This window comes from Sphingomonas sp. LR60 (genome assembly GCF_036855935.1).
Lineage (GTDB): Bacteria > Pseudomonadota > Alphaproteobacteria > Sphingomonadales > Sphingomonadaceae > Sphingomonas.
The window spans coordinates 1,868,085-1,892,454 of the sequence record NZ_JASPFK010000001.1 but is presented as its reverse complement, the minus strand read 5'-3'; the positions used below and the strand labels follow the sequence as shown (position 1 = coordinate 1,892,454).

Annotated in this window: 25 protein-coding genes and 2 pseudogenes; 17 read left to right on the top strand and 10 right to left on the bottom strand. The window is 67.8% G+C overall.

Annotated features, from left to right (window positions below):
* Positions 1–109 precede the first annotated feature (109 nt).
* From QP166_RS08695 to QP166_RS08685, 3 genes are read right to left on the bottom strand one after another with little or no spacing between them, the layout of a single operon-like run.
* Entirely contained in the window at positions 110–814 is a 705-nt protein-coding gene (locus QP166_RS08695) for an inner membrane-spanning protein YciB (RefSeq protein WP_333915552.1), read from the bottom strand.
* Positions 811–1,743 (bottom strand): signal recognition particle-docking protein FtsY, encoded by a 933-nt coding sequence (gene ftsY, locus QP166_RS08690; RefSeq protein WP_333915551.1) that lies wholly within the window; start codon positions 1,741–1,743, stop codon positions 811–813. The genes QP166_RS08695 and ftsY overlap by 4 nt, the downstream gene beginning before the upstream one ends.
* Positions 1,740–2,918: a MiaB/RimO family radical SAM methylthiotransferase gene (locus tag QP166_RS08685; protein ID WP_333915550.1), complete on the bottom strand. Its 1,179-nt coding sequence runs from the start codon at positions 2,916–2,918 to the stop codon at positions 1,740–1,742. The genes ftsY and QP166_RS08685 overlap by 4 nt, the downstream gene beginning before the upstream one ends.
* A gap of 16 nt (positions 2,919–2,934) precedes the next feature.
* Here QP166_RS08685 and QP166_RS08680 point away from each other — a divergent pair, with 16 nt between their 5' ends.
* From QP166_RS08680 to rimM, 5 genes are all read left to right on the top strand, one after another.
* On the top strand, positions 2,935–3,489 hold the full coding sequence (locus QP166_RS08680) for a DUF924 family protein (RefSeq protein WP_333915549.1): 555 nt from the start codon (positions 2,935–2,937) through the stop codon (positions 3,487–3,489).
* 274 nt (positions 3,490–3,763) lie between these two features.
* Positions 3,764–5,272: a signal recognition particle protein gene (gene ffh, locus QP166_RS08675; RefSeq protein WP_333915548.1), complete on the top strand. Its 1,509-nt coding sequence runs from the start codon at positions 3,764–3,766 to the stop codon at positions 5,270–5,272.
* A 126-nt stretch (positions 5,273–5,398) separates the two neighbouring features.
* A complete protein-coding gene (gene rpsP / locus QP166_RS08670) occupies positions 5,399–5,824 on the top strand; it encodes a 30S ribosomal protein S16 (protein ID WP_333915547.1) in 426 nt (141 codons plus the stop codon).
* A gap of 57 nt (positions 5,825–5,881) precedes the next feature.
* Positions 5,882–6,019, top strand: a complete 138-nt coding sequence (locus QP166_RS08665; protein ID WP_333915546.1) for a hypothetical protein — start codon at positions 5,882–5,884, stop codon at positions 6,017–6,019.
* Complete coding sequence (gene rimM, locus QP166_RS08660; RefSeq protein WP_333915545.1) at positions 5,988–6,482, top strand: ribosome maturation factor RimM; 495 nt, start codon at positions 5,988–5,990, stop codon at positions 6,480–6,482. Before QP166_RS08665 ends, rimM begins: the two co-directional genes overlap by 32 nt.
* A gap of 85 nt (positions 6,483–6,567) precedes the next feature.
* On the opposite strand, the gene QP166_RS08655 is transcribed toward rimM, so the two are convergent.
* Entirely contained in the window at positions 6,568–7,476 is a 909-nt protein-coding gene (locus QP166_RS08655; protein WP_333915544.1) for an NAD(P)/FAD-dependent oxidoreductase, read from the bottom strand.
* 63 nt (positions 7,477–7,539) lie between these two features.
* Between QP166_RS08655 and QP166_RS08650 the strand changes: the two genes are divergently transcribed.
* From QP166_RS08650 to rplS, 5 genes and pseudogenes are all read left to right on the top strand, one after another.
* Positions 7,540–7,827, top strand: coding sequence for an AbrB/MazE/SpoVT family DNA-binding domain-containing protein (locus QP166_RS08650; RefSeq protein WP_333915543.1), 288 nt, complete (start codon positions 7,540–7,542; stop codon positions 7,825–7,827).
* A gap of 5 nt (positions 7,828–7,832) precedes the next feature.
* Positions 7,833–8,201, top strand: coding sequence for a type II toxin-antitoxin system VapC family toxin (locus QP166_RS08645; protein WP_333917302.1), 369 nt, complete (start codon positions 7,833–7,835; stop codon positions 8,199–8,201).
* On the top strand, positions 8,201–8,527 hold the full coding sequence (locus tag QP166_RS08640; RefSeq protein ID WP_333915542.1) for a hypothetical protein: 327 nt from the start codon (positions 8,201–8,203) through the stop codon (positions 8,525–8,527). Before QP166_RS08645 ends, QP166_RS08640 begins: the two co-directional genes overlap by 1 nt.
* A pseudogene (trmD, locus tag QP166_RS08635) lies at positions 8,524–9,257 on the top strand (tRNA (guanosine(37)-N1)-methyltransferase TrmD). The gene QP166_RS08640 and the pseudogene trmD overlap by 4 nt, the downstream one beginning before the upstream one ends.
* Positions 9,254–9,638 (top strand): annotated as a pseudogene (gene rplS, locus QP166_RS08630) (50S ribosomal protein L19). The pseudogenes trmD and rplS overlap by 4 nt, the downstream one beginning before the upstream one ends.
* A gap of 194 nt (positions 9,639–9,832) precedes the next feature.
* Here rplS and QP166_RS08625 read toward each other — a convergent pair.
* The 4 genes from QP166_RS08625 to QP166_RS08610 form a co-directional block, all read right to left on the bottom strand.
* The gene (locus tag QP166_RS08625) at positions 9,833–10,909 is read right to left on the bottom strand and encodes an NAD(P)/FAD-dependent oxidoreductase (RefSeq protein ID WP_333915541.1); all 1,077 of its coding nucleotides are present in this window, start codon (positions 10,907–10,909) and stop codon (positions 9,833–9,835) included.
* A complete protein-coding gene (locus QP166_RS08620; RefSeq protein ID WP_333915540.1) occupies positions 10,891–11,577 on the bottom strand; it encodes a methyltransferase domain-containing protein in 687 nt (228 codons plus the stop codon). The genes QP166_RS08625 and QP166_RS08620 overlap by 19 nt, the downstream gene beginning before the upstream one ends.
* Complete coding sequence (locus QP166_RS08615) at positions 11,574–12,629, bottom strand: type III polyketide synthase (protein ID WP_333915539.1); 1,056 nt, start codon at positions 12,627–12,629, stop codon at positions 11,574–11,576. The genes QP166_RS08620 and QP166_RS08615 overlap by 4 nt, the downstream gene beginning before the upstream one ends.
* Positions 12,630–12,753: 124 nt before the next feature.
* Positions 12,754–14,082, bottom strand: a complete 1,329-nt coding sequence (locus QP166_RS08610) for a replication-associated recombination protein A (RefSeq protein WP_333915538.1) — start codon at positions 14,080–14,082, stop codon at positions 12,754–12,756.
* A 127-nt stretch (positions 14,083–14,209) separates the two neighbouring features.
* Between QP166_RS08610 and QP166_RS08605 the strand changes: the two genes are divergently transcribed.
* Together QP166_RS08605 and QP166_RS08600 are read left to right on the top strand one after the other, a co-directional pair.
* On the top strand, positions 14,210–14,833 hold the full coding sequence (locus QP166_RS08605) for a PadR family transcriptional regulator (RefSeq protein ID WP_333915537.1): 624 nt from the start codon (positions 14,210–14,212) through the stop codon (positions 14,831–14,833).
* Positions 14,830–15,120 (top strand): DUF2218 domain-containing protein, encoded by a 291-nt coding sequence (locus QP166_RS08600; protein ID WP_333915536.1) that lies wholly within the window; start codon positions 14,830–14,832, stop codon positions 15,118–15,120. The genes QP166_RS08605 and QP166_RS08600 overlap by 4 nt, the downstream gene beginning before the upstream one ends.
* Positions 15,121–15,189: 69 nt before the next feature.
* Here the strand turns inward: QP166_RS08600 and QP166_RS08595 are convergent, their stop codons facing one another.
* Together QP166_RS08595 and QP166_RS08590 are read right to left on the bottom strand one after the other, a co-directional pair.
* Positions 15,190–16,341: a glycosyltransferase family 4 protein gene (locus QP166_RS08595; protein ID WP_333915535.1), complete on the bottom strand. Its 1,152-nt coding sequence runs from the start codon at positions 16,339–16,341 to the stop codon at positions 15,190–15,192.
* 48 nt (positions 16,342–16,389) lie between these two features.
* On the bottom strand, positions 16,390–18,171 hold the full coding sequence (locus tag QP166_RS08590) for a cation:proton antiporter domain-containing protein (RefSeq protein ID WP_333915534.1): 1,782 nt from the start codon (positions 18,169–18,171) through the stop codon (positions 16,390–16,392).
* 142 nt (positions 18,172–18,313) lie between these two features.
* Here QP166_RS08590 and QP166_RS08585 point away from each other — a divergent pair, with 142 nt between their 5' ends.
* From QP166_RS08585 to QP166_RS08565, 5 genes are all read left to right on the top strand, one after another.
* Positions 18,314–20,125, top strand: a complete 1,812-nt coding sequence (locus tag QP166_RS08585) for a DUF885 domain-containing protein (protein WP_333915533.1) — start codon at positions 18,314–18,316, stop codon at positions 20,123–20,125.
* A 180-nt stretch (positions 20,126–20,305) separates the two neighbouring features.
* A complete protein-coding gene (locus QP166_RS08580; RefSeq protein ID WP_333915532.1) occupies positions 20,306–21,316 on the top strand; it encodes a zinc-binding alcohol dehydrogenase family protein in 1,011 nt (336 codons plus the stop codon).
* Positions 21,317–21,415: 99 nt separating this feature from the next.
* On the top strand, positions 21,416–22,669 hold the full coding sequence (fucP, locus tag QP166_RS08575; RefSeq protein ID WP_443027248.1) for an L-fucose:H+ symporter permease: 1,254 nt from the start codon (positions 21,416–21,418) through the stop codon (positions 22,667–22,669).
* A gap of 5 nt (positions 22,670–22,674) precedes the next feature.
* A complete protein-coding gene (locus tag QP166_RS08570; protein WP_333915530.1) occupies positions 22,675–23,493 on the top strand; it encodes an IclR family transcriptional regulator in 819 nt (272 codons plus the stop codon).
* A 10-nt stretch (positions 23,494–23,503) separates the two neighbouring features.
* Entirely contained in the window at positions 23,504–24,349 is an 846-nt protein-coding gene (locus QP166_RS08565; protein WP_333915529.1) for an amidohydrolase family protein, read from the top strand.
* Positions 24,350–24,370: the final 21 nt, after the last annotated feature.

The window sequence follows — 24,370 nt, the reverse complement described above, 5'->3', positions numbered from 1 at the left end:
CTTCGACAAGCTCAGGACGAACGGTCGATATTGGGTCGCTATAAGCAGAATCATGGGACCGGGCTGACGTCCATCGCCACGAACCAAGGCAGGGGCGTCGGTGAGAGGGTTACCCCTCCGGCGGAACCGGCGGAGCGTCGTCGCCGAGCGTCAGGCCGTGGCGCATCAGCATCGGCACGTTGGCGATCGCGAACAGCATCGTCACGGGGATCACCACCCATACCTTGTAGATCGCCCACAGGTCCCAGCCGCGCTGCGGGCCGACCGCGACCGCCGCGCCGCGCCACACCGCCTCGTTGAGGAACGCCATGATCACGAAGAACCACACCCAGTTGAGCGTCAGCCGCCGCCAGCCACTCTCGCGCAGGCCGGGATAGCTGCTCCCCATCAACTGCTGAAGCAACGGCCGCCCGGTGGCGACCCCGAAGCCGAGTACCGCGGCGAGCAGGGCATACACGATCGTCGGCTTCATCTGGATGAAGCGGGGGTCGCGGAAATACATCGTCAGCCCGCCGAACACGATCACCAGCCCCGCCGAGATCAGCAGCATCGGCGGCACGCGGCCGAGCTTCACGCGTGCGATCACCAAGGCGACGATGCTGGCGACGACGAACACCGCGGTGGCGAGGATCACGCGCGCGAGCAGCAGCGCCTCGACCTGCTTGAGCGTCGAGAGCATCGGGGTGAAATGCGCGATGATCCCGCGCGCGACCTCTGCGGGGACGAGGAAGTTGGCGGCGAAGAACAAGGCGAGCGGGCCGTAATCGACCAGCGCGCGGATGCCGCCATGACCTTCGTTCTGCGGCGTGCTCATCGTTGCTTGCCCCCATCGATGCCGGCGATGATCCGGCTGACCTCATGCGCGTCGAACGGGCGCAGGTCGTCCATCTGCTCGCCGACGCCGATCGCATGGATCGGCAGACCATAGCGTTCCGCCGCCGCGACCAGCACGCCGCCGCGCGCGGTGCCGTCGAGCTTGGTCATGACCAGGCCGGTGACGCCGGCGACTTCCTTGAACACCTCGATCTGGCTGAGCGCATTCTGGCCGGTCGTGGCGTCGAGCACGAGCAGCACGTCGTGCGGCGCGGCGGGGTTGAGGCGGCCGAGCACGCGGCGGATCTTTGCCAGCTCGTCCATCAGCTCGCGCTTGTTCTGGAGCCGGCCGGCGGTGTCGACGATCAGCACGTCGGTGCCGATCGCGGTCGCCTGCTTCACCGCGTCCCAGACGATGCCGGCGGCGTCGCCACCTTCGGGGCCGGTGACGATCGGCACGCCGATCCGCTCCGCCCAGGTCTTGAGCTGGCCGATTGCGGCGGCGCGGAACGTGTCGCCCGCCGCCAGCATGACCGCATAATCCTGTTCGAGGAACAGGTGGGCCAGCTTGGCGATCGTGGTGGTCTTGCCCGAGCCGTTGACGCCGATCACCAGGATCACCTGCGGGCGCGGGAAGGCGTCGATGCCGATCGGCTTTGCGACGTCGCGCAGCACCTTCTCGACCTCCTCGGCGACGACGAGCCGGATGCCGAGTTCCTCCATGTTGCGCTCGAACGTGCCTTCGGCCAGCCGGTCGCGGACCTTGGCGGCGGTGGCGGGGCCGAGGTCGGACGCGATCAGCGCTTCCTCGACGATGTCGAGCGTTTCCTCGTCGAGCCGCGCGCCGCCGAGACCGGCGAGGTTGCCGACCAACCGGTCGGAGGTGCGGCGGAAACCGCCCAGCAGCTTGTCGTGCCAGCTCGTGCTCATGCGATGATTCCGGTCAGATGGTCGGAGGCGGCGGCGGTGATCGTCACCGCGACGATGCCGCCAATGGGAGAGGGCGCGGGCAGGCGCACCGCGGTGAAATCGGGCGCGTGGCCGCGGTCGCCGGGCTTCTCGACCAGCACCGGCTGGACGGTGCCGACCTGCGCGGCGAGGCGATGGGCGAGGCGCGCGGCAGCGGCGGCGCGCAGGTGCGCGGCCCGGTCGCGAGCGGTGGCGGGGGCGACCGGCGGCATCCGCGCCGCGGGCGTGCCGGCGCGCGGCGAGTAAGGGAAGACATGGGCGTGGGTGATGTCGGCGTCGTCGATCAGCGCCAGCGTGTTGGCGAACATTGCGTCGTCCTCGGTCGGGAAGCCCGCGATCAGGTCGGCACCGATCGCGACGTCGCGCGCCGCCTTGAGCCGCTCGACCAGCCGCAGCACGTCGAGGCGTGTGTGGCGGCGGCGCATCCGCTTCAGGATCATATCGTCGCCGGCCTGCACGGACAAGTGAACGTGCGGCATTACGCGCGGCTCCTGCGTGAGCAGCGCGAGCAGCTGGTCGTCGATCGCGGCGGGATCGAGCGAGGAGAGACGCAGGCGTTCGAGCGCCGGCACCTCGGCGAGCAGGCGCTCGACCAGTGCGCCCAGTCCTGCGCCGCGATCGTCGTAGCTAGCGAGATCGACCCCGCTCAGCACCACCTCGCGCTGCCCGTTTTCTACCAGCGCGGCGATCTGCGGGATCACCGCCGCGATCGGCTCGGCGCGGTTACGGCCGCGGCCCTGCGGGATCGCGCAGAAGGTGCAGTGATGGTCGCAGCCGTTCTGGACGCCGACGAAGGCGCGGGTCTGCGGGATCGCGCGCGGCGCGTTCGGGCGCGCGCCCCAGGTGGCGGGCAGCAGCTTGGCGGCGTTGCCGATCACGCGGTCGACCTCGGGCATCGCCGCGAAGCCGTCGCGGTCCATCTCGGAGGCGCAGCCGGTGACGATCAGCTCGGCATCGGGACGCGCGCGGCGCAGCCGGCGGATCGCGGCGCGCGTTTCCTTCATCGCCTGATTGGTGACGCCGCAGCCGTTCACCACCACCTGCCCACGACCCGCCATCTGGCGGATCGCCGCGCTTTCGGCGATGTTGAGGCGGCAGCCGAGCGTCACGACCTCTGGCTGGGTGGAGAAGGACATGGCGGGCGATCTAGTTATGACGAAGGGCGAAGTCGACTCCGCGGCGCGCGAAGTGCACGACTTCTGGTTCGCGCTGACCACCGAGCAGCAATTTGCGAAGGACGATGCGCGCGACGCAGCGATCCGCGTTCGGTTTGGGGCGTTGCGTGAGCGGGTGCTGACGAGCGGTGCCGCCGCGTGGCGGGACGATCCGCGCACGGTGCTGGCGGCGGTGATCGTGCTCGACCAGTTTTCGCGCAACCTGTTCCGGGGGAAGGCCGAGGCGTTCAGGGCCGACCCTCTGGCACGCGAGCTGACCGAACTGGCGATTGCGCGCGGATGGGACGCGGACTTGTCGAAGGAGGAGCGGGTGTTCCTCTACATGCCGCTGATGCACGCCGAGGATGCGGAGGGGCAGGCAAAGAGCGTCGCGATGTTCGAGGCGTTGGGGATTGAGGAGAATGCGAGGTTTGCGCGGGACCATGCCGAGGTGATTGCGCGGTTCGGACGGTTTCCGGCACGCAATGCGGCGCTGGGGCGCGAGACGACGGCGGCGGAGCGGGTGTATCTGGAGGCGGGTGGGGGTTGGTAGCCTCCCGTCATTCCCGCGACGGCGGGAATCCAGAACCTCGGACGTCGCGCTTCTATCGACGGACCTGCGCGTCTGTATCCCCGCCTTCGCGGGGATGACGGGGAGGCGGAGAGTAAGGTCCGAACAAACTTGCCTCCCCTGCAGCTTTCGGCTATCGGCGAACCCAAGTTCCGTTGAGGGACGCAAGGATCAAGCGCTCTTGTGGCGCACGCTGGCCGGCGAGGTTTCGCCCGCCGGCGTATTTTGCGTTTCGTGGCGGATGAAAGGAGTTTCGATGTTCGATAGCCTCAGCGATCGTCTTGGCGGCGTCTTCGACCGGCTGCGGGGGCGTGGTGCGCTCACCGAAGCCGACGTGCGTCAGGCGATGCGCGAGGTGCGCGTCGCGCTGCTCGAGGCCGACGTCGCGCTGCCGGTCGCACGGCAGTTCGTCGACGAGGTCACCGAAGAGGCGATCGGGCAGAACGTGCTCCGCTCGGTCACGCCGGGGCAGCAGGTCGTCAAGATCGTCAACGACGCGCTCGTGCGGATGCTAGGCGGTGACGATCCCGAGGGCGCCGAGCTGAACCTCGCAGTGACGCCGCCCGCGATCGTGATGATGGTCGGCCTGCAAGGTTCGGGCAAGACCACCACCACCGCCAAGATCGCCAAGCGGCTGTCGACCGGATCGATGACCGGTCGCACCGCGAAGAAGGTGTTGATGGCGTCGCTCGACGTCAATCGCCCGGCGGCGCAGGAGCAGTTGGCGACGCTCGGCACGCAGGTCGAGGTCGCGACGCTGCCGATCATCGCCGGGCAGCAGCCGGTCGAGATCGCGCGCCGCGCGGTGCAGGCCGCGAAGCTGCAGGGCTTCGACGTGCTGATGCTCGACACCGCGGGTCGTCTGCACGTCGACCAGGCGTTGATGGACGAGATGAAGGCGGTCGCCGACGTCGCAAAGCCGCAGGAAATCCTGCTGGTCGTCGACTCGCTGACCGGTCAGGATGCCGTCAACGTCGCGACCAACTTCTCGGAGCAGGTACCGCTGACCGGTGTCGTGCTGACCCGCATGGACGGCGACGCGCGTGGTGGTGCGGCGCTGTCGATGCGTGCGGTCACCGGCAAGCCGATCAAGTTCGCGGGTGTCGGCGAAAAGCTCGACGCGCTGGAGGCGTTTCACCCATCGCGGGTCGCGGGTCGTATCCTGGGGATGGGCGACGTCGTCTCGCTGGTCGAGCGCGCGGCGGAGTCGATCCAGCAGGAAGACGCCGAGCGGATGGCGAACCGGCTCGCCAAGGGCCAGTTCGACATGAACGACCTGCGCAGCCAGCTTGCGCAGATGAAGCGCATGGGCGGGCTGGGCGCGCTGGCCGGGATGCTGCCGGGGATGAAGAAGGCGCAGGCCGCGATGGACGCGACGTCGGGCAGCGACAAGATGCTGGTGCATCTCGACGCGATGATCGGGTCGATGACCGTCAAGGAGCGCGCCAAGCCCGAGCTGATCAACGCCAAGCGCAAGATCCGCATCGCCAAGGGTTCCGGCACCACGGTGCAGGAGGTCAACAAGCTCCTGAAGATGCATCAAGAAATGTCGACCGCCATGAAGAAGATCAAGAAGATGGGCGGCCTGAAGGGCATGATGGCGATGCTCGGCAAGGGCGGCCTGGGTGGTCTCGGCAATGCCATCGGGGGCGCCGACATGGGCGACATGATGGGCAAGCTGGGCGGTCCGGGCGGTGGTCCGGGGCTGCCCGGTCTACCCGGTAACCTTCCGGGTGGCCCCGGCGGGTTCAAGTTCAAGAGATAGCGATCGTCGCCCTTGCGGAGGCAGGGGCTTGAGGTCTCTCCACGACGAGGGGCGCCGATTGTTGAAGCAGAAACAGGCCCCTGCCTCCGCAGGGGCGACGAAACGAAGAAGCAAGGAAGTTAGCAAATGGCACTCAGCATTCGCCTGTCGCGTGGCGGCTCGAAGAAGCGTCCGTATTATCGCATCGTCGTCGCCGACGCGCGCAGCCCGCGTGACGGCAAGTTCATCGAGAAGCTGGGCAACTACAACCCGCTGCTCGCCAAGGACGACGAGAAGCGCATCGTGCTCGACGGCGAGCGCGCCAAGCACTGGCTGGCGATGGGCGCGCAGCCGACCGACCGCGTGGCCCGCTTCCTGGACGCGGCCGGCGTGAAGGAGCGCGCAGTGCGCAGCAACCCGAAGAAGGCCGAGCCGGGCGAGAAGGCCAAGGAGCGCGCCGAGGAGCGTGCCGAGAAGCAGAAGGCGGCCGAGGAAGCCGCTGCCGAGGCAGCCAAGGCGCCTGCGGCCGAGGCGGAAGCTCCTGCGGCCGAGGCCGAAGCGACCGCCGAATAAGCATCCGATCGCGGTCGTCGTGCGTTGTTGCCCCTCAATTCGAGAGGAGAGCGCATGATGACCGCCGATCCCGACCCGCGCACCGCACCCGAGGACCATGAAGACGCGACCAACCAAGGCGTCTCCGCCAACGACCCCGCCGAAGGGCGCGACGACGCCCCCGGTGGCGACGACGGCTCGCCCGACAGCGAATGAGGTGCCGGCCGGCGCGATCGTGCTGGCCGCGGTGACCGGTGCGCATGGCGTGGCGGGCGAGGTTCGGCTCAAGGTCTTCGCCGACGATCTGGCGGCGCATCGTTCGTTCAACGACGGTGCGCTGAACCTGGTGAAGCTGCGTGACGGCACGATCGCGCGCTTCGCCGAGGTCGCGGATCGCACCGCGGCCGAGGCGTTGCGCGGGACGGTGCTGACGGTCCCACGCGACGCGCTGCCGCCGCTGGGCGAGGGCGAATATTATCACGCCGATCTGCTGGGTCTGGCGGCTGTGTCCACCACCGGTGAGGATCTGGGTGTGGTCGCGGCGGTCGAGAATTTCGGCGCGGGGGACGTGGTCGAGGTCCGGCGCGCGAGTGGCAAGACGTTCATGGTGCCGATCGCGGCAGTGCCGGAATGGAATGCCGAGCGGCTGGTGATCGAGGCCGATTTCGTCGAGGGCTGAGAAGCCGCTCCGTTCGCCCTGCGCTTGTCGAAGGGCGTGTGCAGCACACGTGCTTCGACACGCTCAGCACGAGCGGCTTACAAGACTACCTCCTGAGCGGCCTCCGCTCCGCGAGCAAGTTGCGGATCGCGGTCGCCGCCACACCGGCCTCGCCCATCGCGTGGCTGATCTGATCGAGCCCCTTCACGACATCGCCGGCCGCGAACAGGCCCGGCACGCTGGTGCGCTGATGGTCGTCGACCTCAAGGCAGCCCTCGTCGCTGGCGCGCGCGCCCGCCTCGACCGCAAGCCGCGAGCGAATGCGCGAGCCGAGCGCGGGATAGACGCTGTCGAACCGCATCCGCCCGCGTGCGGTGTCGAAGGCGAGTTGCTCGCCCTCGATGGCGTAGCCGCCGCATGGCCCCTCTACACGCACCACGCCGGCGTCATCGAGCGCCTGCGCGCACTTCGGATCGAGCGCATGTTCGGCCTCCGGCGACACCAATGTCACGTCGCGCGTGAAGCCGCGCAGGAACAACGCCTCGCGCATCCCATGATCGCCGGTGCCGATGACCGCAACGCGTCTGTCGGTCACTTCATAGCCATCGCAGACCGGGCAGTAGCGGAGCAGCCCCTGCGCCAGCGCCGGATCGTGAACGTCGGGAAGCAGGTGCGCCGGGCGATGGTTCACGACCCCGGTGGCGAGCAGCACGGTGCGCGCCCGATGCGTTCCGTGATCGGTGCGAACGATGAAGTCGTCGCCGTCGCAGGCGAGGCCGGTGACGTTGACCTGCTCGCGTCGGGCGCCATATTTCTCGGCCTGCGCCTGCATCAGCGCCAGCAGGTCCTTGCCCGCGATTCCCTCGGGGTAGCCGGCATGGTTGTGCGTGCACGGGATCATCGCCGCGCGGCTCGATCCGCTGTCGAACAGGCGGATGTCGAGATGGTAGCGCGCCAGGTAGATGGCGGCGGTCAGCCCTGCCGGACCGGCGCCGATGATGATGCAATCGTCCACGAACCCTCCGCCTTGCACGCTCTGCCACCCGTATATACATGCTGTACATACAGGAGGCTGGCGATGGGTAACGAATATCGCGCCAAGGTGTTCAAGTCCGGGAATTCGGTGGCGTTGCGGCTGCCGAAGGCGCTTGGCTTCGAGGCGGGGCAGGAGGTTCGAGTCCGCGAGGAAGCCGGCAAGTTCTCGTTCGAGTCGGTAGATGACGACGGACGGATCGATCTTACCGGCCTTTGGGGCTCCTGCCCTGATCTCAAGCCGTTGACACCGGAGGAGCGTGAATTCGATCATTCCCCGCGGATCTGGGACGATCCCGACTGGCAGGGCTGGGGTGAGGATCCGAACGCGTGACGTTCATGCTCGACGCCAATATCGTCATCGCCCTTCTGGGTGGTGGACCCGATGTGTTGCGTGAGCGGGTCGAGGACTGTCGACCGGGCGATGTCGCGATCTCTTCGATCGCCTTTGCCGAGGTCGCACTGGGAAGTTGGAACGGCAAGCGACCATCGCTGATCGTGTTGGACCAGCTGCCAAGATTGTTCGAGATTCTGCCGTTCGATCTCCTCGCAGCGCGAAGCTACGCGCGGCTGAAGTTCCGGCGACGCAGCTTCGACATGCTGATTGCGGCGCATGCGTTGTCGCTCGACCTGACCCTCGTCACCAACAACGAACGCGATTTCGCCGACATCCCCGGGCTTAAGATCGAGAACTGGACATTGCCGTGATGACGGCGAGCGACCTGCTGTGGCTGGTCGGCTTCCCGGCGATCGTCGCGGCGGTGCTGGCTGGCGTGTTGCTGCTCCTCCATGGACGGGGGTGGTCGGGGCGGCGGCTTGTCCTGACCGCGTCCTTGCCGCTGCCGTCGCTCGGCGCGCTGTCGTGCGTCGGACTGTTCGTTCATGCGACGCTGTCCCCGCCGGAGCGGTGCGGCGTCGATGCTTGCGGGATGGTGGCGGTTTTCGCGATGTTCGGCCTGGCCTATGCGGCGGGTGCGTTCCTGCTCGGTGCGGCTGCGGCGGCAGGCATCGTCCACCTATCGAGAAGACAATGACGTTTCGCGCTACGATCCTGACGCTCTATCCCGAGATGTTTCCCGGTCCGCTCGGCACCTCGCTTGCCGGGCGTGCGCTGGGCGACGGTAAATGGTCGCTGGATGCGGTCAATATTCGCGACTTCACCACCGATCGACACCGCACCGTCGACGACACGCCCTCGGGGGCGGTGCAGGGATGGTGCTGCGTGCCGACATCCTCGCGCGTGCTGTCGATGCCCATGCCGATGGTCGTCCGTTGCTCGCGATGACGCCGCGTGGTGCTCCCTTGCGGCAGGCGCGCGTGCGCGAACTGGCGGCCGGGCCGGGCGCGGTGATCCTGTGCGGGCGGTTCGAGGGGTTCGACGAACGGCTGCTCGAGGCGCGCGGGGTCGAGCAGGTGTCGATCGGCGATTACATCCTGTCGGGGGGCGAGATGGCGACGCTCGTGCTGCTCGACGCTTGCGTTCGGCTGCTTCCCGGCGTAATGGGCGCGGCTTCCAGCGGAGTCGAGGAAAGCTTCGAAAGCGGCCTCCTCGAATATCCGCATTATACCCGACCTGTCGAATGGGAGGGGCGCACGATCCCCGAAGTGCTGCGATCGGGGGATCATGCGAAGATCGCGGCTTGGCGGCAACGGCAGGCGGAGATCGATACACGGCTACGGCGGCCAGACCTTTGGGAGCGTCATGAGGGCGCTCGGGTCGGCTCGCCCTCTGGCGCGCGGCAACGGACTGAGGACGACCAATGAACCTGATCCAGACGCTCGAAGCCGAGCAGATCGCCAAGTTCAACGAAACCAAGAAGATCCCGGAATTCCGCCCCGGCGATACGCTGAAGGTCGGCGTGAAGGTGGTCGAGGGTGAGCGCACCCGCGTCCAGAACTACGAGGGCGTGTGCATCGCGCGCTCGAACAAGGGCATGGGCTCGTCGTTCACCGTCCGCAAGATGAGCTTCGGCGAGGGCGTGGAGCGCGTTTTCCCGCTGTACTCGCCGAACGTCGATCTCGATCGAGGTGGTGCGCAAGGGCGCGGTGCGTCGCGCCAAGCTGTATTACCTGCGCGGTCGGACCGGCAAGTCGGCGCGTATCGCCGAGCGTCGCGACACGCGCACGGTCGCCGCTGCCGAGTAATCGGCACGGCCCTGTGGGGTTTGCGAAGGGGCGTGGCGGGAAACCGCCGCGCCTCTTTTCGTTTGGGGGGGCAGTCCCGTTTGTCGCTGGGTGAGGTGGTGAAGCGCCTTGGGGTTGATCCGGACGGCTTGCGCCATCTTCATTCGTACCCCGGCCTTCGCCGGGGTACGAATTCAGCTTGGATGGATCATACTTTAGCCGTTCGCGATGCGCGTCGCTGCGGCGACTGCGTCGATCAGGCCCAGGCGCGCCGCAAGCGGCAGGAGTGGCGCGATCATCGGCGGGCGTTCGGCCATGGCGCGGATCGCGCTGGCGATCGTGACGGGGCGGGCAGTCTGGTGGGCGAAGCGGGTTTGCCAGTTCGACGATGGTTCGCCCGCCAGCCACGCCTTCGCCGCCGACACGCCGCTTGCCAGCGCGATGCCCATGCCTTCGCCGGCCAATGATGGGATTACGGCCGCCTGATCGCCGAGCCGATAACAGCCGTCCGTCCCGCGGCGCGCCCGCCAGCCGTAAGGCACGTTGGCGATTGCCTCGAGCGGCGTGGCATCGCCCGCGAGCCGATCACCGAACGCGGGCAGCTCCATCGCCAGCGCAGCGAGCAAGGCATCCGGGCTGCCTGCCTCGGTCAGGCGCGAACGACGGATCGCGAGGCACACGTTGGCGCTGCCATCCTCCTGCAGCACCACGCCCGCATAGCCGCGGTCGAACAGGTGAAGCTCGATCGCGTTTCCAACGCAGCGCGCGACATCGGCACCGCGGCGGCGGGTGCGCAGGCCGAGTGTCGGATCGCCACCGCGTGCCTCGGCAGGTCGGGCCGCGCCGCGCACGTCATGCTTCCCGCTGGCGAGGAACAGCGCCTCGCTGGCGAGCAGCGCGCCGTCACCGGTACGGACCGCACCGTCCTCGATCGCGCGGGCGACGACGCCGCGTTCCACCGCGGCGCCGCTCGACACGGCCCGATCGAGCAACAGCGCGTCGAGACGCGCGCGCGATACGCCGATCGCAGGCGCGGGCAGCGCTGCTTCGATCACGCGCCCGCGTGCGAAGATGCGGACGCGCGTCACGCGCGGTAGGGCGAGCGCATCGGCCTTGATACCGAGCGCGGCCAGCGTCTCCAGCGTCCGCCAGCTCAGGAAGCCGCCGCACAGCGCATCGCCGGTCTCGCGCGTCCGCTCGATCACCAACGGTCGCGTGCCGCCGCGAGCGAGCGTGATCGCGGCGGCGCTGCCCGCCGGACCGCCGCCGAGGATCAGCGGCTCGCGACGCATAGCCGGAACGGGAAGGCGCGGAACACGCAGGCGTCGCTCACCCCGGCGTCGTCGAGCAGCGCTGGCCATTCGGCGGGGCGATAGCTGCGCGCGATCGACAGCCGTCCGTCATGCCGCACGATCGAATGCCAGCCGAACAGCCCGGCAAGCAGCGGCCAGCCGTGATAGGCGAAGTCGTGGCGGTGGAGATCGTTGACCAGCCAGCCGACCCGCGCTTCACGCGCCATGAAGCGCAGGAAGGCGATCAGCTGCGCGCGGGTCATGTGATGCGCGACGAGGCTGGAGATCACGAAATCCCAGCCCTCTCCGGCGAGATCGGCATAATCGCCGGTGCGCCAGTCGATCGCGACGTCAGCCGGGGTATGGGCACGCGCCGCGGCCTCGCTACGCGGGTTGAGGTCTATGCCGACCAGCTCGAGGGCGACGCCGCGCCGCGTTCCCCAGCGCGCGATCCGCCGCAGCATATCGCCGTCGCCATAGCCGACATCGAGCAGGCGATAGTGTTGCCCCGGTTTCGTCAGCCGCGCGAGGAAGGCCAGCGTCGGTCGCGCGGCCATCGTCACGACATTGACCCGCGCGAGATCGGCGACGACCGCGGCATAGACGTCCGCCGGAAGATCATCGGCGTCCATCAGTTCTTCGGCGGTGGCGCGCTGGTCGAGCATCATGCCGCGCTTGCGAATGCCAGCCCTTCGGCGGCAAGCCCGGGGCCGAAGGCGAGTGCGATGCCGTGCTCGACCGGTGACCCGGCCAGTACCCGCGCCAGCACGAACATCAGCGTCGCGGACGACATGTTGCCATTCTCGGCGAGTACCGCGCGTGAATCTTCGAGCGCGTCGGCGGGCAGCGCGAAGGCGTGTTCCACCGCGTCGAGGATCGAGCGGCCGCCGGCATGAACCGCCCAGCGATCGACCGGGCGGCCGGCGGTCAGCGTCGCCATCAACGCAGGGTCGCGCAGTGCGGCGCCGATCCGCCCCGGCACCTCGCCCGACAAGTGCATCGCAAAGCCGCGATCGGTGATGTCCCAGCGGATCAACCCGGCGGCATCGGGAAGGGTGGCGCTGAACGGCTGGCCGATCGCCAAGCCCTGCGGTATCGCGGTCACCAAGGCAGCCGCCGCACCGTCGCCGAATTGCAGCATCGCCAGCAGCGGCTCGAGCATCCGGTCAGCCTGAAGATGGAGCGTCGAGAGTTCGACAGTGACGACCAGCACGCGAGCCGCCGGCTCCGAACGGACGATATGCCGAGCGGTGCGCAGCGCCGCGATCGCCGCGTAACAGCCCATGAAGCCGATCAGTGTGCGCTCGACGCTGCCCGGCAGGTCGAGCGCGCGCGCGAGGATCTGGTCGACGCCGGGAGCGACGAAGCCGGTGCAGCTCGCCACGACGAGGTGCGTGATGCCGTCGAGCGCGACCTGTGTTCGTAGATTGGCGATCGCTGCCAGCGCCAGCGCCGGGGCGGCTTGGGCGTAAAGCGCCATCCGCGCGGCGGTGCCGGGATGCGGCTCGGCGGCGTAGAAGCCGGTCGTGCCCACCGGTGAGCCGTGCTCGGCGGGAAGCACTGACCAGCGATGCATAATGCCCGATCGTGCCGCCATGCGCGCGAACACGCGTGCCTCGCGATCACATAATCGTTGCTCGGCCCAGTCGACGAACGCGGTGTGGATATCGTGGGTCGGGACGGCGGTGCCGACGGCGGCGAGATGGGGCGTTACGCGCATTACCGGCGCTCAACGCGTGGCGGCGAGGAACGGCCCGGCGTCGAGCGGCTGGCGCGGACTGAATTGATGCGACTCACCTTGCCGCGCTTATCGTGTTGTCACGTCGAGGCAATCGGCCTCGGGCTCAATCATCGCGCCGTTCGCGCGCCGCCGCCCAGAACGCGAGCCGCTTGCGGATTTCGCGCTCGTAGCCGCGTTCGTTGGGTTCATAGAACAGATGATCGTCGCCGATCTCCGCGGGGAAGAAATCCTGCGCGGCGAACGCATCGGGGTAATCGTGATCGTAGCGGTAGCCCTCGTGGTAGCCGAGTTCCTTCATCAGCTTGGTCGGCGCATTGAGGATGTGCTTGGGCGGGGGCAGCGAACCGGTGTCGCGTGCCAGCGCACTGGCGCGATCGAAGGCAACGTAAGAGGCGTTCGATTTCGGCGCCGTCGCCACGTAATTGATCGCCTGGGCGAGAAACAAGCGGCCCTCGGGCATGCCGACGCGCTCGAACGCCTGCCATGCGGTCATCACCTGGACCAGCGCCTGCGGATCGGCCATCCCGACGTCCTCCGACGCCGCGCAGCACAAGCGGCGGAAGATCACGCCGGCATCCTCGCCGCCACGCACCATCCGCGCCGCCCAATAGAGCGCGGCATCCGTATCGCTGCCGCGCAGGCTTTTGTGGAAGCAACTGAGCAGGTTGAAATGCTCTTCCTGCCCGCGGTCGTAGAGCGGTGCGCGCTTCTGGACGATCGCCGCCAGCGCGGCAGTGTCGATCACAGCGTCGGACTCGATCAGGAACAGCGTTTCGCACAGCCCAAGCAAATAACGCGCGTCGCCGTCCGCCATCGCGATCAACGCGGCGCGCGCGTCTAGATCGAGCGGCAACGTCCGTTCCTGCTGCGCCTCGGCGCGCGTGATGACGGTCTCGAGTTCGGCGGCCGACAGTCGATCGAGCGTGAAGACCTTGGCGCGCGACAGCAGCGCGGCGACGAGGCTGAAGCTCGGGTTCTCCGTGGTCGCCCCGATCAGCACGATCGTGCCGTCCTCGACCGCGGGCAGCAGCGCATCCTGCACCGGTCGCGAGAAGCGGTGCAGCTCGTCGATGAACAAGGCGGTCGGCTTGCCGGCGGCGCGCAGATCCCTCGCGACCGTGAGCGTGCGGCGGAGGTCCGCGATCCCCGTGGACACTGCCGAAAGCTGGACGAAGACATAGCCTGCCTCGGCCGCGATCAGCCGCGCGATCGTCGTCTTGCCTACTCCCGGCGGGCCCCACAGCACGAACGAAGAGAGCCGGCGCGAGCGGATCATCAGCGCCAGCGGCGCTTCGGGACCGAGCAGGTGACGCTGCCCGATCACGTCGGCCAGCGCGCGCGGGCGCAGCTGGTCGGCGAGCGGGGCATGGGCATCCGTGGCGGGAGGGCTGGGGGGATCGACGGGATCGAACCCGGCAAACAGATCGGCCATGCGCTTGCATGTAAGGTGCGGGCGGGGCCGCGTCATGCACGAAAGCGAAAATATATCTTGAACGCTCTTGCTTCGTCGCCGCTAAGATATATCTTGTTGCATCATGATACGAGATGGAGTCGACCGAATGTTTGGTTTTTCGCACGGTGGCCGCGGCCGCCATCATCATTCCGGGCAGCGCGGCGGCAGCGGCGGGTTCGACCCCGAGCGGTTCTTCCACTGGATCGAGCGGCTCAACGAGGGCGAGCATCGTCGCGGCGGCGGGGGCGGCGGTGGACGCAGTCGGCGGATGTTCGACGGTTCGGAGTTGCGGCTGGTGCTGCTCAAGCTGATCGCCGACACGCCACGCCACGGCTATGAACTCATCAAGGCGATCGAAACGCTGACCGGCGGTGCTTATGCGCCGAGCCCGGGAGTGGTCTATCCGACGCTGACGCTGCTCGACGAGATGGAGCTGATCGCGGAGCAGGCCAGCGAAGGCGCGCGCAAGCGGTTCGCGGTGACCGACGCCGGGCGCGCGCATCTCGACGAACAGGCCGAGACGGTTGCGACGTTGATGGCGCGGCTGGAGGCGCTGGCGGCGCAGCGCGCCCAGGGCGAGGGCGAGGGCGCGCCGGTGCGTCGCGCGATGCATAACCTTCGCCACGCGGTCATGGATCGCGTCAAGCGCGCCGATGCGTCGCCGGAACTGCTCCATGAGATCGCGGCGCTGATCGACGAGGTGGCGCAGAAGGTGGAGCGACTGAAGTGAGCGTCGTCGTCGCTCGCGTGCCGACGCATTCGGCGAGCCGCTATCTCCAGCAGCTCGCCAAGCATTGGAGCCACAAGATGGAGGTCAGCTTCTCCGAGCAGGAAGCAAGGATCGCCTTTCCGAACGGCGCGACGCTCGACCTGCACGCCGACAGCGAGACGCTCGATGTGCGGCTGGCGGTGCCGGAGGAGGGCGACGTGGCGCGGATGAAGGAGGTGGTGGCGAGCCACCTCGATCGCTTCGCCTTTCGGGAGGCGCCGCTGACGTTCGACTGGCAGGGGGTTTAGCGCGCCACCTCGAAGCGCGTGGTGCGATGCACGTGTTTCGACAAGGTCGGCACGAACGGTGAGGCGGGGTCAGGCGCGAGGCGACGCGAGAAGCTCCTGATAAACCTGCAACACCGCGGCGTTGGCGGTGTCCCAGCGGAAATGCTGAGCGCGGTCGTGCGCGGCGCGCCCCACCGCTGCGCGCAACGCCGGATCGGAGATCAATTGCGCGATCGCGGCGGCATAGCCGTCGAGGTCTTCCGGTGGCACGAGAAAGCCGGTGCGTCCGTCCTCCAGCAGGTCGACCGCGCCGGTGGCGCGCGCCGCTACGACGGGCACCCCGGCGGCCATCGCTTCCGACGTCACCTGGCCCCATGTCTCGGTGACGCTGGGGTTGAACAGCAGGTCCATCGAGGCGACCGCGCGTCCAAGATCGTCGCCACTCTGGAATCCCGCGAACGCCGCCTGCGGCACGCGCTCGGCGAACCAGTCGCGCGCCGGTCCCTTGCCGACCACCAGCACACGGTGGCGCACACCAAGCGCATCGAGGCGGGCGAGCACCTCGGCGAACACGCCCAATCCTTTTTCGAGCACCAGCCGGCCGAGAAAGCCGATCGTCACTTCGTCGTCGGCGATTCCCAGTGAACGCCGCCATGCGAGATCGCGAACGTCGGGGTGGAAGCGGCGGTGATTGACGCCGCGGCCCCAGATCGAGATCGGCGAGGTGACCCCCAGGTCGCGCACCACCTGCGCCATCGACGGGGTCGGCACCAGCACGCGGTCGGCGCGATTGTAGAAGCGGCGCAGGATCGCGACGATCAATGGCTGGACCAGCGACAGGCCGTAATATTGGAAATAGGTCTCGAAGCGCGTGTGGACCGTCGCCACCACCGGCACGCCGCGCCGCCGCGCCCAGGTGACCGCGGCATGGCCGAGGAACTCGGGCGCGGAGACGTGCACCAAATGCGGATCGAATGCCTCCATGTCGCGACGCGGCTTGGCGGGCAGTCCGCGGCCGAGCTTATATTCGCCGCGCCCGCCCGGCATCGGAATCGCGGGGACGTCGACCACCGTACCGCGTGCCTCGAACGCCGGAGTCGGCGTGGTCGGCGAGTAGACGCGCACCTTCACGCCCTGGTCGAGGAGGTAGCCGACCAGCAGGTTCTGCGCCTGGTTCGCGCCGTCGCGCACGTAATTGTAATTGCCGCTTACGAAGGCGACGCGCAGGTCGGAGGGGTTCATGATCCGTGCGCTACCCACGATGTGCGGCAAAATCGCGACCGTTCGGCCTCAAGCGGGTCGGATTTCATCGCTGCGCCGGATGCGCCTGATGCGCGGCTGCCGCTCGAGCATCGCGGTGCGGCGGATCGTCTCACGCAGTTCCTCGCGTTTCTCGTGGATCGAGGCGATCACCGGACCCATCGCGACGCCTAGGTCGACGAGCACCGCCTCTGACAATTGCAGCGAGCTTTCGAGCGTTTCGGGCACCGCATCGGTCACCCCGGCCTTGTAGAGTTCGGCGGCATGAGCCGTATCGCGCGCACGGGCGATGATCGGCAGTTCCGGGAAAGCGGCGCGCAACCGCTTGGTCAGCCGCACCGTCAGCACCGGATCGTCCATCGTCAGGATCAGCACACGCGCGTTCGACAGGTCGAGCCGCTCCAGCAGTTCGCCGCGCGCGACATCGCCGAAGATGATCGGATAGCCGCCCGCGCGCGCCTGCGTCACCGCATCGATGTCGGCCTCGACCGCGACATAGTGCTGCTCGTGGCGCGCCAGCATGTCCGCGACCATCCGCCCGACACGGCCGAAGCCGAACACCACCGCCCGCTGGCCCTCGGTATGGTCGAGCGTATCGGGGCGCGCGCCGTCGCGCTTCTCGATACGCCGCGCGATCACGCGGCCGAGCAGCGCGAGCAGCGGCGTGATCGTCAGCCCAATCGCGGTGACGGTCTGCCAGAAGCTGGCGGTAGCGGCCGTGATGAGCTGCGCCTGCGCCGCGGTGGCGAGCACGATCAGCGTCGTCTCCGACGGGCTACCCATCAGCATCCCTGTCTCCGCCGCGATCCCCGGACGTGCATTGGCGACGCGCAAGAGCAGATAAGTGACCACCGCCTTGACCGCGACCACGCCGAGCACCGCCGCGAGCAGCGGCATCCAGTTGCGCGCGATCGCGCCGAGATCGAGGCTCATGCCGACGGTGATGAGGAACACGCCGAGCGCGAGGCCCTTGAACGGCGCGGTCATCACCTCGACCTCGCTATGATATTCGGTTTCGGCGATCAGCAGCCCCGCCAGCAACGCGCCGACGATCGGCGACAGCCCCGCCGCGGTGGTCGCGACGCTGGCGACGATCACCACCAGCAGCGAGGCGGCAAGGAAGAGTTCGGGGCTTTTGGTGCGCGCCGCCTGCGCAAACAAGCGGGGCAGCACGAGCCGGCCGCCGACGTACATCGCGACCACGGTCAGCCCGCCGCGCAACGCCACCCCGGCGATGCCGACCCAGCCTTCGTCGCTGGCGGTCGGCGCCATCGCACCCAGCGCGAAGATGATCGGCACGAGCGCGAGGTCCTGAAACAGCAGGATCGCGAACGCGCCGCGCCCGACCGGGCTGGTGGTCCCGACCAATGGCAGCACCAGCGCGGTCGACGACAATGCGAGCGCGAGGCCGAGCCCCGCCGATCCGCCCCAGCTTTGCCCCATCAGGTGCAGCGCGACCCCAACCAGCGCCGCTGAGCCGACCAGCGCCGCTGGTCCGGTGCCGAACACCAATTGCCGCATCGCCCATAATCGTCGGAACGAGAGTTCTAGTCCGATCGAAAACAGCAGCAGCACGATCCCGAATTCGGCGAACGGCTCGATCGAGTCCGGGTCGGAAATCGTGAAATAATAAAGCCATGGCGCACGCGGCACGAGCGCGCCGAGCCCGGCGGGGCCGACCAGCGCGCCGACGAGGATGAAGCCGATCACCGGGCTGATCCGGAACCGTGCGAACGCCGGGATCACCAGCCCTGCCGCACCCAGCACCACCAACGCGTCCGAGAAGCCTTCGTTGTGCAGTCCAATCGCCATGCCTCGACTTTACGCAGGCCGGGCGGGCTTTGTCGCCCTTCGTGACCCGAAAAATGCGGATTGCCGGTCAAGCGGCTGGCTGCGCTCGACAAAGTCGGGTGCGAACGTCAGTCTGGCTGCCATAACAAGACCGAGAGTCCGCATGCGTCGTCGCCAGTTCCTCGCCTCCGCCAGCGCCGCGGCGGCGCTCGCCACCTTGCCCCGTGCCGCGGCTGCCGCCGCGAAGACCGGGCCGCGCGATGCCGAGCTTCGCGCGTTGCTCGACCGTTTCTTCTATGCGCGGCTCGACCAGAGCCCGGAGCAGGCGACGTCGCTGGGGCTCGATACGGGTACGCGCGCCGCGCTGAAGTCGCGGCTATCGGATGCGAGCCGCGCCGGGGAATTGCGCGACTTCGCACGCGCTCGCGCCGAACGCGCGGCGTTGCAGGCAATCCCGCGCGACACGCTCGGCGATGCCGCGCGGCTCGATTACGATATCGTCGCCTATAGCCTCGACCGGATGCTGGCAGGCGAGCGTTACGACTTCGGCGCAAGCGCGGGACGGTACGCGCCCTATGTGCTGACGCAGTTGACCGGCGCGTATCGCGATGTGCCCGACTTCCTCGCCAATCAGCACCGCGTGCGCGACGCCGCCGATGCCGATGCCTATGTCGCGCGTGTCACCGCCTGGGGGCCGGTGATCGACGCCGAGACCGAGCGCCAGCGGGCCGACGCGGGCAAGGGCGTGTTCGCGCCCGACTACATCCTCGATACGACACTCAAGCAACTCGCGGCGGTGCGCGACAAGGCCGCCGATGCGACCGGACCGGCGACCGACCTCGCCGCCAAGCTGAAGGCGGCGAACCTGCCTGCCGATCGTGCCGCAGCGGTGACGAAGCTGATGACCGAGCGCGTCTTTCCCGCGCTCGACCGTCAACGGGCGTTGGTAACGGAGTTGCGCGGGCGTGCGGTACACGATGCCGGCGTGTGGCGCCTTCCGGGTGGCGAGGGCTATTATGCCGCAGCGGCGAGCGCGGCGACCACCACCGATATGACCGGCGACGACATCCACCGGCTCGGGCTCGCGCAGGTCGCGGAGATCGGCGCGCGGATCGATGGCATCCTGCGCAAGCAGGGCATGACGCAGGGCACGGTCGGCGAGCGGCTTGTGGCGCTCAACAAGCGTCCGGATCAGCTTTATCCGAACACCGATCCGGGGCGCGAGGCGCTGCTCGAACAACTGCGTGCGCAGGTCGCGGCGATGACGAAGCGGCTGCCCGAGCAATTCGCGATCCTGCCGCGTGCGCCGGTCGAGGTGCGCCGCGTGCCCGAGGCGATCCAGGCCGGCGCGCCGGGCGGCTATTATCAGTCGGCGTCGCTCGACGGATCGCGGCCGGCGATCTATTTCATCAACCTGCGCGACACGTTCGACCGGCCGAAGTTCGGGCTGGCGACGCTCAGCTATCACGAAGGGGTGCCGGGGCATCATCTGCAGGTGATGTCGGCGCTGGAGAGCCAGGACATTCCGCTAATCCGGCGGCGCGGCTTCTATTCGGGCTATTCGGAGGGATGGGCGCTCTATTCGGAGCAGCTCGCCGACGAGATGGGAATGTATGACGGCGATCCGCTCGGGCAGGTCGGTTACCTGCAATCTTTGCTGTTCCGCGCGACCCGGCTGGTGGTCGATTCGGGGATGCACGCCAAGCGCTGGAGCCGGGAGAAGGCGACCGATTATCTGATCGCCACCACCGGGATCGCGCGCGGTCGCAGCCAGGGCGAGATCGATCGCTATACGGTTTGGCCGGGGCAGGCGTGCAGCTACAAGATCGGCCACACCGTCTGGACGCGGCTGCGCGACGAGGCGAAGCGCAAGGCGGGGGCGAAGTGGGATCCCAAGGAGTTCCACCGCGTGCTGACGCTCGGCGCGATGCCATTGACCGTGCTGGAACAGGTGGTGCGCGAGCGGATGGCATAAGCCGGAGCGTCAGTCAGCTGCGTCGTCCTGACTTGATCCGGCAGCCTGCTTTCTGTCGGAGTAGGACGACGAAGCGGATCCTCGGATCGAGGAGCGATATCGGCACGCCGCGATCTTCATGTTGCCTATCGGGAAACAAGGTCTCATATATGAAAGCAGGCTAGGAAGAGGAACTCAGTGATGCGCGCGATAGTGTGCCGCGAGCCATTTGCGCTGGAACGCGTCGAGCGCGATGCACCGATCGCGGCGGCAGGCGAGGTGCTGATCCGGATGCGGCGCGTCGGACTGTGCGGCACCGATTATCATATCTTCGCGGGCAATCAGCCGTTCCTCTCCTATCCGCGCGTCATGGGGCATGAACTGGCCGGTGAGATCGCGGCGGTGCCGGATGGATCGGCGTTGCGCATCGGGCAGCGTGTGACGATCAACCCGTATCTATCGTGCGGTACGTGCGTGGCGTGCCGCAAGGGGAAACCCAATTGCTGCACGCGGATCGCGGTGCTCGGCGTCCACACCGATGGCGGAATGCAGGATGTCATCGCGGTGCCCGAACGCGCAGTGATCCCAGCGGACGACCTGACGCTCGAACAGGCGGCGATGGTCGAATTTCTCGCGATCGGCGCTCACGCCGTGGCGCGCGCGAAGCTGTCCGCTGGCGACCGCGTGCTGGTGGCGGGGGCGGGGCCGATCGGCGTCGCGGTGTCATTGTTCGCGCGGCTCGATGGCGCGCGGGTAACGATCATCGATACGCGTTCGTCGCGGCTCGACCATGCGCGCGAGCGGCTGGGGTTTGACGATGTCGTGACGGTCGATGGCGGGATCCGCGAAGCGCTGGCGGAACGCACCGACGGCGACTTTTTCGATTGTGTGTTCGATGCGACCGGCAACATCCATGCGATGCGCGCCGGGCTCGGATATGTCGCGAATGGCGGCAGTTACGTGCTGGTCAGCGTCGTGCCCGACGATCTGATCTTTGCCGATCCCGAGTTCCACCGCCGCGAGACGACGCTGATCGCCAGCCGCAACGCGCTGGCGAGCGACTTCGCGCGGGTGCTCGCCGCAATTCGTAGTGGTGACATCCCGACCGACGCGCTCCACACGCATAGCGTCGAAGCCGACGATCTGCCCGTGCGAATGCCGCAGTTGATTGCGGAGGCGGACCATGTTCTCAAGGCGATCGTGACGTTCTGACGAAGCGCGGGCGCGACGACCCGGCTCAGCGAAAAGAGGATGACGGCAATGGCGTGGCAAGGCTCCCCTCCGCTGGAGGATCATCCCCGCGCGGAGGATATGCGCGAAACGGGCGGCGCGCGGCGCTGGCTGCCGGCGCTCGTCATCACCACCTCGCTGTTCTTCCTGTGGGGGATGGCGAACAATCTCAACGACATCCTGATCGCGCAGTTCAAGAAGGCGTTCACCCTGTCGGATTTCGGCACCAGCTTCGTGCAGCAGGTGTTCTACCTCGGCTATTTCGTGTTTGCGATCCCGGCGTCGATCGTGTTGCGGCGTTTCGGCTACAAGGCGGCGATCGTCACCGGCTTGCTGCTTTATGGCCTTGGCGCGCTGCTCTTCTATCCGGCTGCGGCGATCAGTGCCTATCAGCTGTTCCTGTTCGCCTTGTTCGTGATCGCCGCGGGGCTGGCGTTCCTGGAGACCTCCGCCAATCCGCTGATGACCGAATTGGGCGATCCCGCGACCGCGACGCGACGGCTCAATTGGGCGCAGGCCGCCAATCCGTTCGGCGCGATCACCGGCATCCTGATCGGTCGCAACTTCATCCTGTCGGGGATCGAGCATGACGAGGCGACGCTCGCCGGCATGAACGCCGCTGCGCGCGAAGCCTTCTATCGCAACGAGGTACAGGCGGTCGCGACGCCGTATCTGGCGATCGCGGCGATCGTGTTGCTGTTCGCCTTCGCCGCCGCGTTGACGGCGTTTCCGCGCAACACCGCGGTGCGCGACGTGCCGGCGGAAGCGAAGACGCAGCGCTTCGCCGACCTGCTGCACCATCCACGACTGATCGGCGCGGTGATCGCGCAATTCTTCTACGTCGGCGCGCAGGTCGGATTGTGGAGCTACACGATCCGCTACGCGCAGGGGGCGCTCGGCTGGAACGAGCGGCAGGGCGCGGACATGCTGTTCATTTCGCTGCTGTTGTTCGCAGGCGGGCGGTTCGTCGGCACGACGTTGATGGCGTGGATCGCGCCCGCGCGCCTGCTGGCGATCTTCGCGCTGATCTCTGCCGGGCTGGCGAGCGTTGCGGCATTGATCGGTGGGACGGTCGGGCTTTATGCGCTCGTGGCCACCAGCTTCTTCATGTCGATCCAGTTTCCGACGATCTTCGCGCTCGGGGTGGAAACGCTCGGGCCGCTGCGCCGGCTCGGTTCGTCGCTCATCATCATGGCGATCATCGGCGGCGCGGTGCTGACTGGGGTGATCGGCTTCGTCTCGGATCGGGCGGGGATCGCGGCGGCGATGCTGGTGCCGGCGGCGTGTTTCCTTGTGGTGCTGACCTATGCGGTCCGCGCCCGCGTACGGGTCTGACGCCGGTGGCACGCGCGCGCAAACAGGCCGACATCGAAGGGGAGGCGCGGCCGAAACAGACCACCTACGCGGCGCCCGCGCTGGAAAAAGCGTTCGAAATCCTCGATCTGCTCTCCGCCTATCCACAGGGCGCATTGGTCACCGACATGGCGGCGGCGCTCGGTCGCTCCGTGGGCGAGCTGTTCCGGATCGTCGTCGTGATGGAGCAGATCGGCTATCTGCAGCGCTCGCCGGTCAACGACCGCTACACGGTGTCGTACAAGATCCTCGATCTCGCCTATCGCGCGACCCCGGCGCAGCATCTGACGCGTGCGGCGACCCCGGAGATGCAGCAACTCGCCGCCGAGACCGAGCAATCGTGCCATTTCGTCGTGCCGAACGGCGGCTATGGCCTGGTGATCGCCCGCGAGGAAAACCCTGGAATGCGGGGCTTTTCACTGCGGCTGGGTGCGGCGATCGACATGATCCGTAGCTGTTCGGGACAGGTGTTGCTCGCGTTCTCCTCGCCGCAACGCGTGCAGCGGATCGTCGCGGAGGCGGCGGCGGCGCAGGGCACGCCGGTCGACATGGAGTGGCTTGAGGAACGTCTTGCGATCGTGCGGCGGCAAGGGTTCGATCGTCGGCAAAGCCCAATAACTCAGGGTGTTACCGACGTCAGTTACCCGGTGTTCGCGTTCAGTGGCGAGATCGTGGGGGCGTTGACGGTACCGTATCTGGAACTGATCGACGGGTCGCAGCGGGTGAAGCTGGATGCGGTCGACGGGCTGTTGCAGGCGGCGGCGGGGCGTATCTCATTGACGCTCGGGCATCATCTGGCGGACTGAAGGACAGGCGATGACCCAGACGCCGCGCATCGACGCGCATCATCACCTGTGGCGCTACGATCCGGCGGCGTTCGGCTGGATCGATCCCGGTAGCGCGATCGCGCGCGATTTCGACACGGATGCGCTCACCGGTGCGCTCGCCTCGCGTAAAATAGCAGGCGCAATCGCAGTGCAGGCGCGGCAGGTGCCCGAAGAAACGCGGATGTTGCTCGATGCGGCGGCACGCTGTGCCGCAATCGTCGGAGTGGTCGGCTGGGTCGACCTGCGCGCCGACGATATCGCCGAACGGTTGGTGGCGGACGGCGCGCCGTTGCTGGTCGGTTACCGCCATGTCGTACAGGATGAGCCCGATGCCGACTTCCTGTTGGGCGACGCCTTCGTTCGCGGGGTGCGGGCTGTCGCATCGCACGGGCTCACTTACGATCTGCTCGTCGACCATCGGCAGCTCGCGACCGTGCCGGCGTTCCTCGACCGGGTCGGGGAGGGGCGCTTCGTGCTCGACCATGCCGCCAAGCCCGCGATCGCGTCGGGCGGATGGCAGCCGTGGGCAGAGCGGCTGGCGGACGTAGCGAACTGCGCAGGGGTGATGTGCAAGGTGTCGGGGCTGGTGACCGAGGCCGATCATGCGCGCTGGAGCGCGGACGATCTGGAACGCTACCTCGACCATGTCTTCGCCGTCTTCGGGCCGGAGCGGGTGATGTGGGGATCGGACTGGCCGGTGTGCCTGCTCGCCGCCGAGTATAGCGCGGTGCATGACGTGATCGCATCCTATGTCGCGCGGCATTGTCCCGAAGCGGCTGAAGGCATTTTCGGCGGCCACGCGCTCGATTTCTATGGAGTCGGGGTGACACGGTAATCGTGTCGCTTGGCGGGGGCT

Coding starts and splice junctions, on each gene's coding strand:
- QP166_RS08645 (WP_333917302.1), top strand. CDS start 7,833: ATGCTCGACGCCAATATCGTCATCGCCCTTCTGGGTGGTGGACCCGAT.
- QP166_RS08605 (WP_333915537.1), top strand. CDS start 14,210: ATGTTTGGTTTTTCGCACGGTGGCCGCGGCCGCCATCATCATTCCGGG.
- QP166_RS08665 (WP_333915546.1), top strand. CDS start 5,882: ATGACCGCCGATCCCGACCCGCGCACCGCACCCGAGGACCATGAAGAC.
- QP166_RS08565 (WP_333915529.1), top strand. CDS start 23,504: ATGACCCAGACGCCGCGCATCGACGCGCATCATCACCTGTGGCGCTAC.
- fucP (WP_443027248.1), top strand. CDS start 21,416: ATGCGCGAAACGGGCGGCGCGCGGCGCTGGCTGCCGGCGCTCGTCATC.
- rpsP (WP_333915547.1), top strand. CDS start 5,399: ATGGCACTCAGCATTCGCCTGTCGCGTGGCGGCTCGAAGAAGCGTCCG.
- QP166_RS08580 (WP_333915532.1), top strand. CDS start 20,306: ATGCGCGCGATAGTGTGCCGCGAGCCATTTGCGCTGGAACGCGTCGAG.
- QP166_RS08615 (WP_333915539.1), bottom strand. CDS start 12,629: ATGCGCGTAACGCCCCATCTCGCCGCCGTCGGCACCGCCGTCCCGACC.
- ftsY (WP_333915551.1), bottom strand. CDS start 1,743: ATGAGCACGAGCTGGCACGACAAGCTGCTGGGCGGTTTCCGCCGCACC.
- QP166_RS08650 (WP_333915543.1), top strand. CDS start 7,540: ATGGGTAACGAATATCGCGCCAAGGTGTTCAAGTCCGGGAATTCGGTG.
- ffh (WP_333915548.1), top strand. CDS start 3,764: ATGTTCGATAGCCTCAGCGATCGTCTTGGCGGCGTCTTCGACCGGCTG.
- QP166_RS08625 (WP_333915541.1), bottom strand. CDS start 10,909: ATGCGTCGCGAGCCGCTGATCCTCGGCGGCGGTCCGGCGGGCAGCGCC.
- QP166_RS08595 (WP_333915535.1), bottom strand. CDS start 16,341: ATGAACCCCTCCGACCTGCGCGTCGCCTTCGTAAGCGGCAATTACAAT.
- QP166_RS08695 (WP_333915552.1), bottom strand. CDS start 814: ATGAGCACGCCGCAGAACGAAGGTCATGGCGGCATCCGCGCGCTGGTC.
- QP166_RS08585 (WP_333915533.1), top strand. CDS start 18,314: ATGCGTCGTCGCCAGTTCCTCGCCTCCGCCAGCGCCGCGGCGGCGCTC.
- QP166_RS08640 (WP_333915542.1), top strand. CDS start 8,201: ATGACGGCGAGCGACCTGCTGTGGCTGGTCGGCTTCCCGGCGATCGTC.
- QP166_RS08620 (WP_333915540.1), bottom strand. CDS start 11,577: ATGATGCTCGACCAGCGCGCCACCGCCGAAGAACTGATGGACGCCGAT.
- QP166_RS08680 (WP_333915549.1), top strand. CDS start 2,935: ATGACGAAGGGCGAAGTCGACTCCGCGGCGCGCGAAGTGCACGACTTC.
- QP166_RS08685 (WP_333915550.1), bottom strand. CDS start 2,918: ATGTCCTTCTCCACCCAGCCAGAGGTCGTGACGCTCGGCTGCCGCCTC.
- QP166_RS08610 (WP_333915538.1), bottom strand. CDS start 14,082: ATGGCCGATCTGTTTGCCGGGTTCGATCCCGTCGATCCCCCCAGCCCT.
- QP166_RS08590 (WP_333915534.1), bottom strand. CDS start 18,171: ATGGCGATTGGACTGCACAACGAAGGCTTCTCGGACGCGTTGGTGGTG.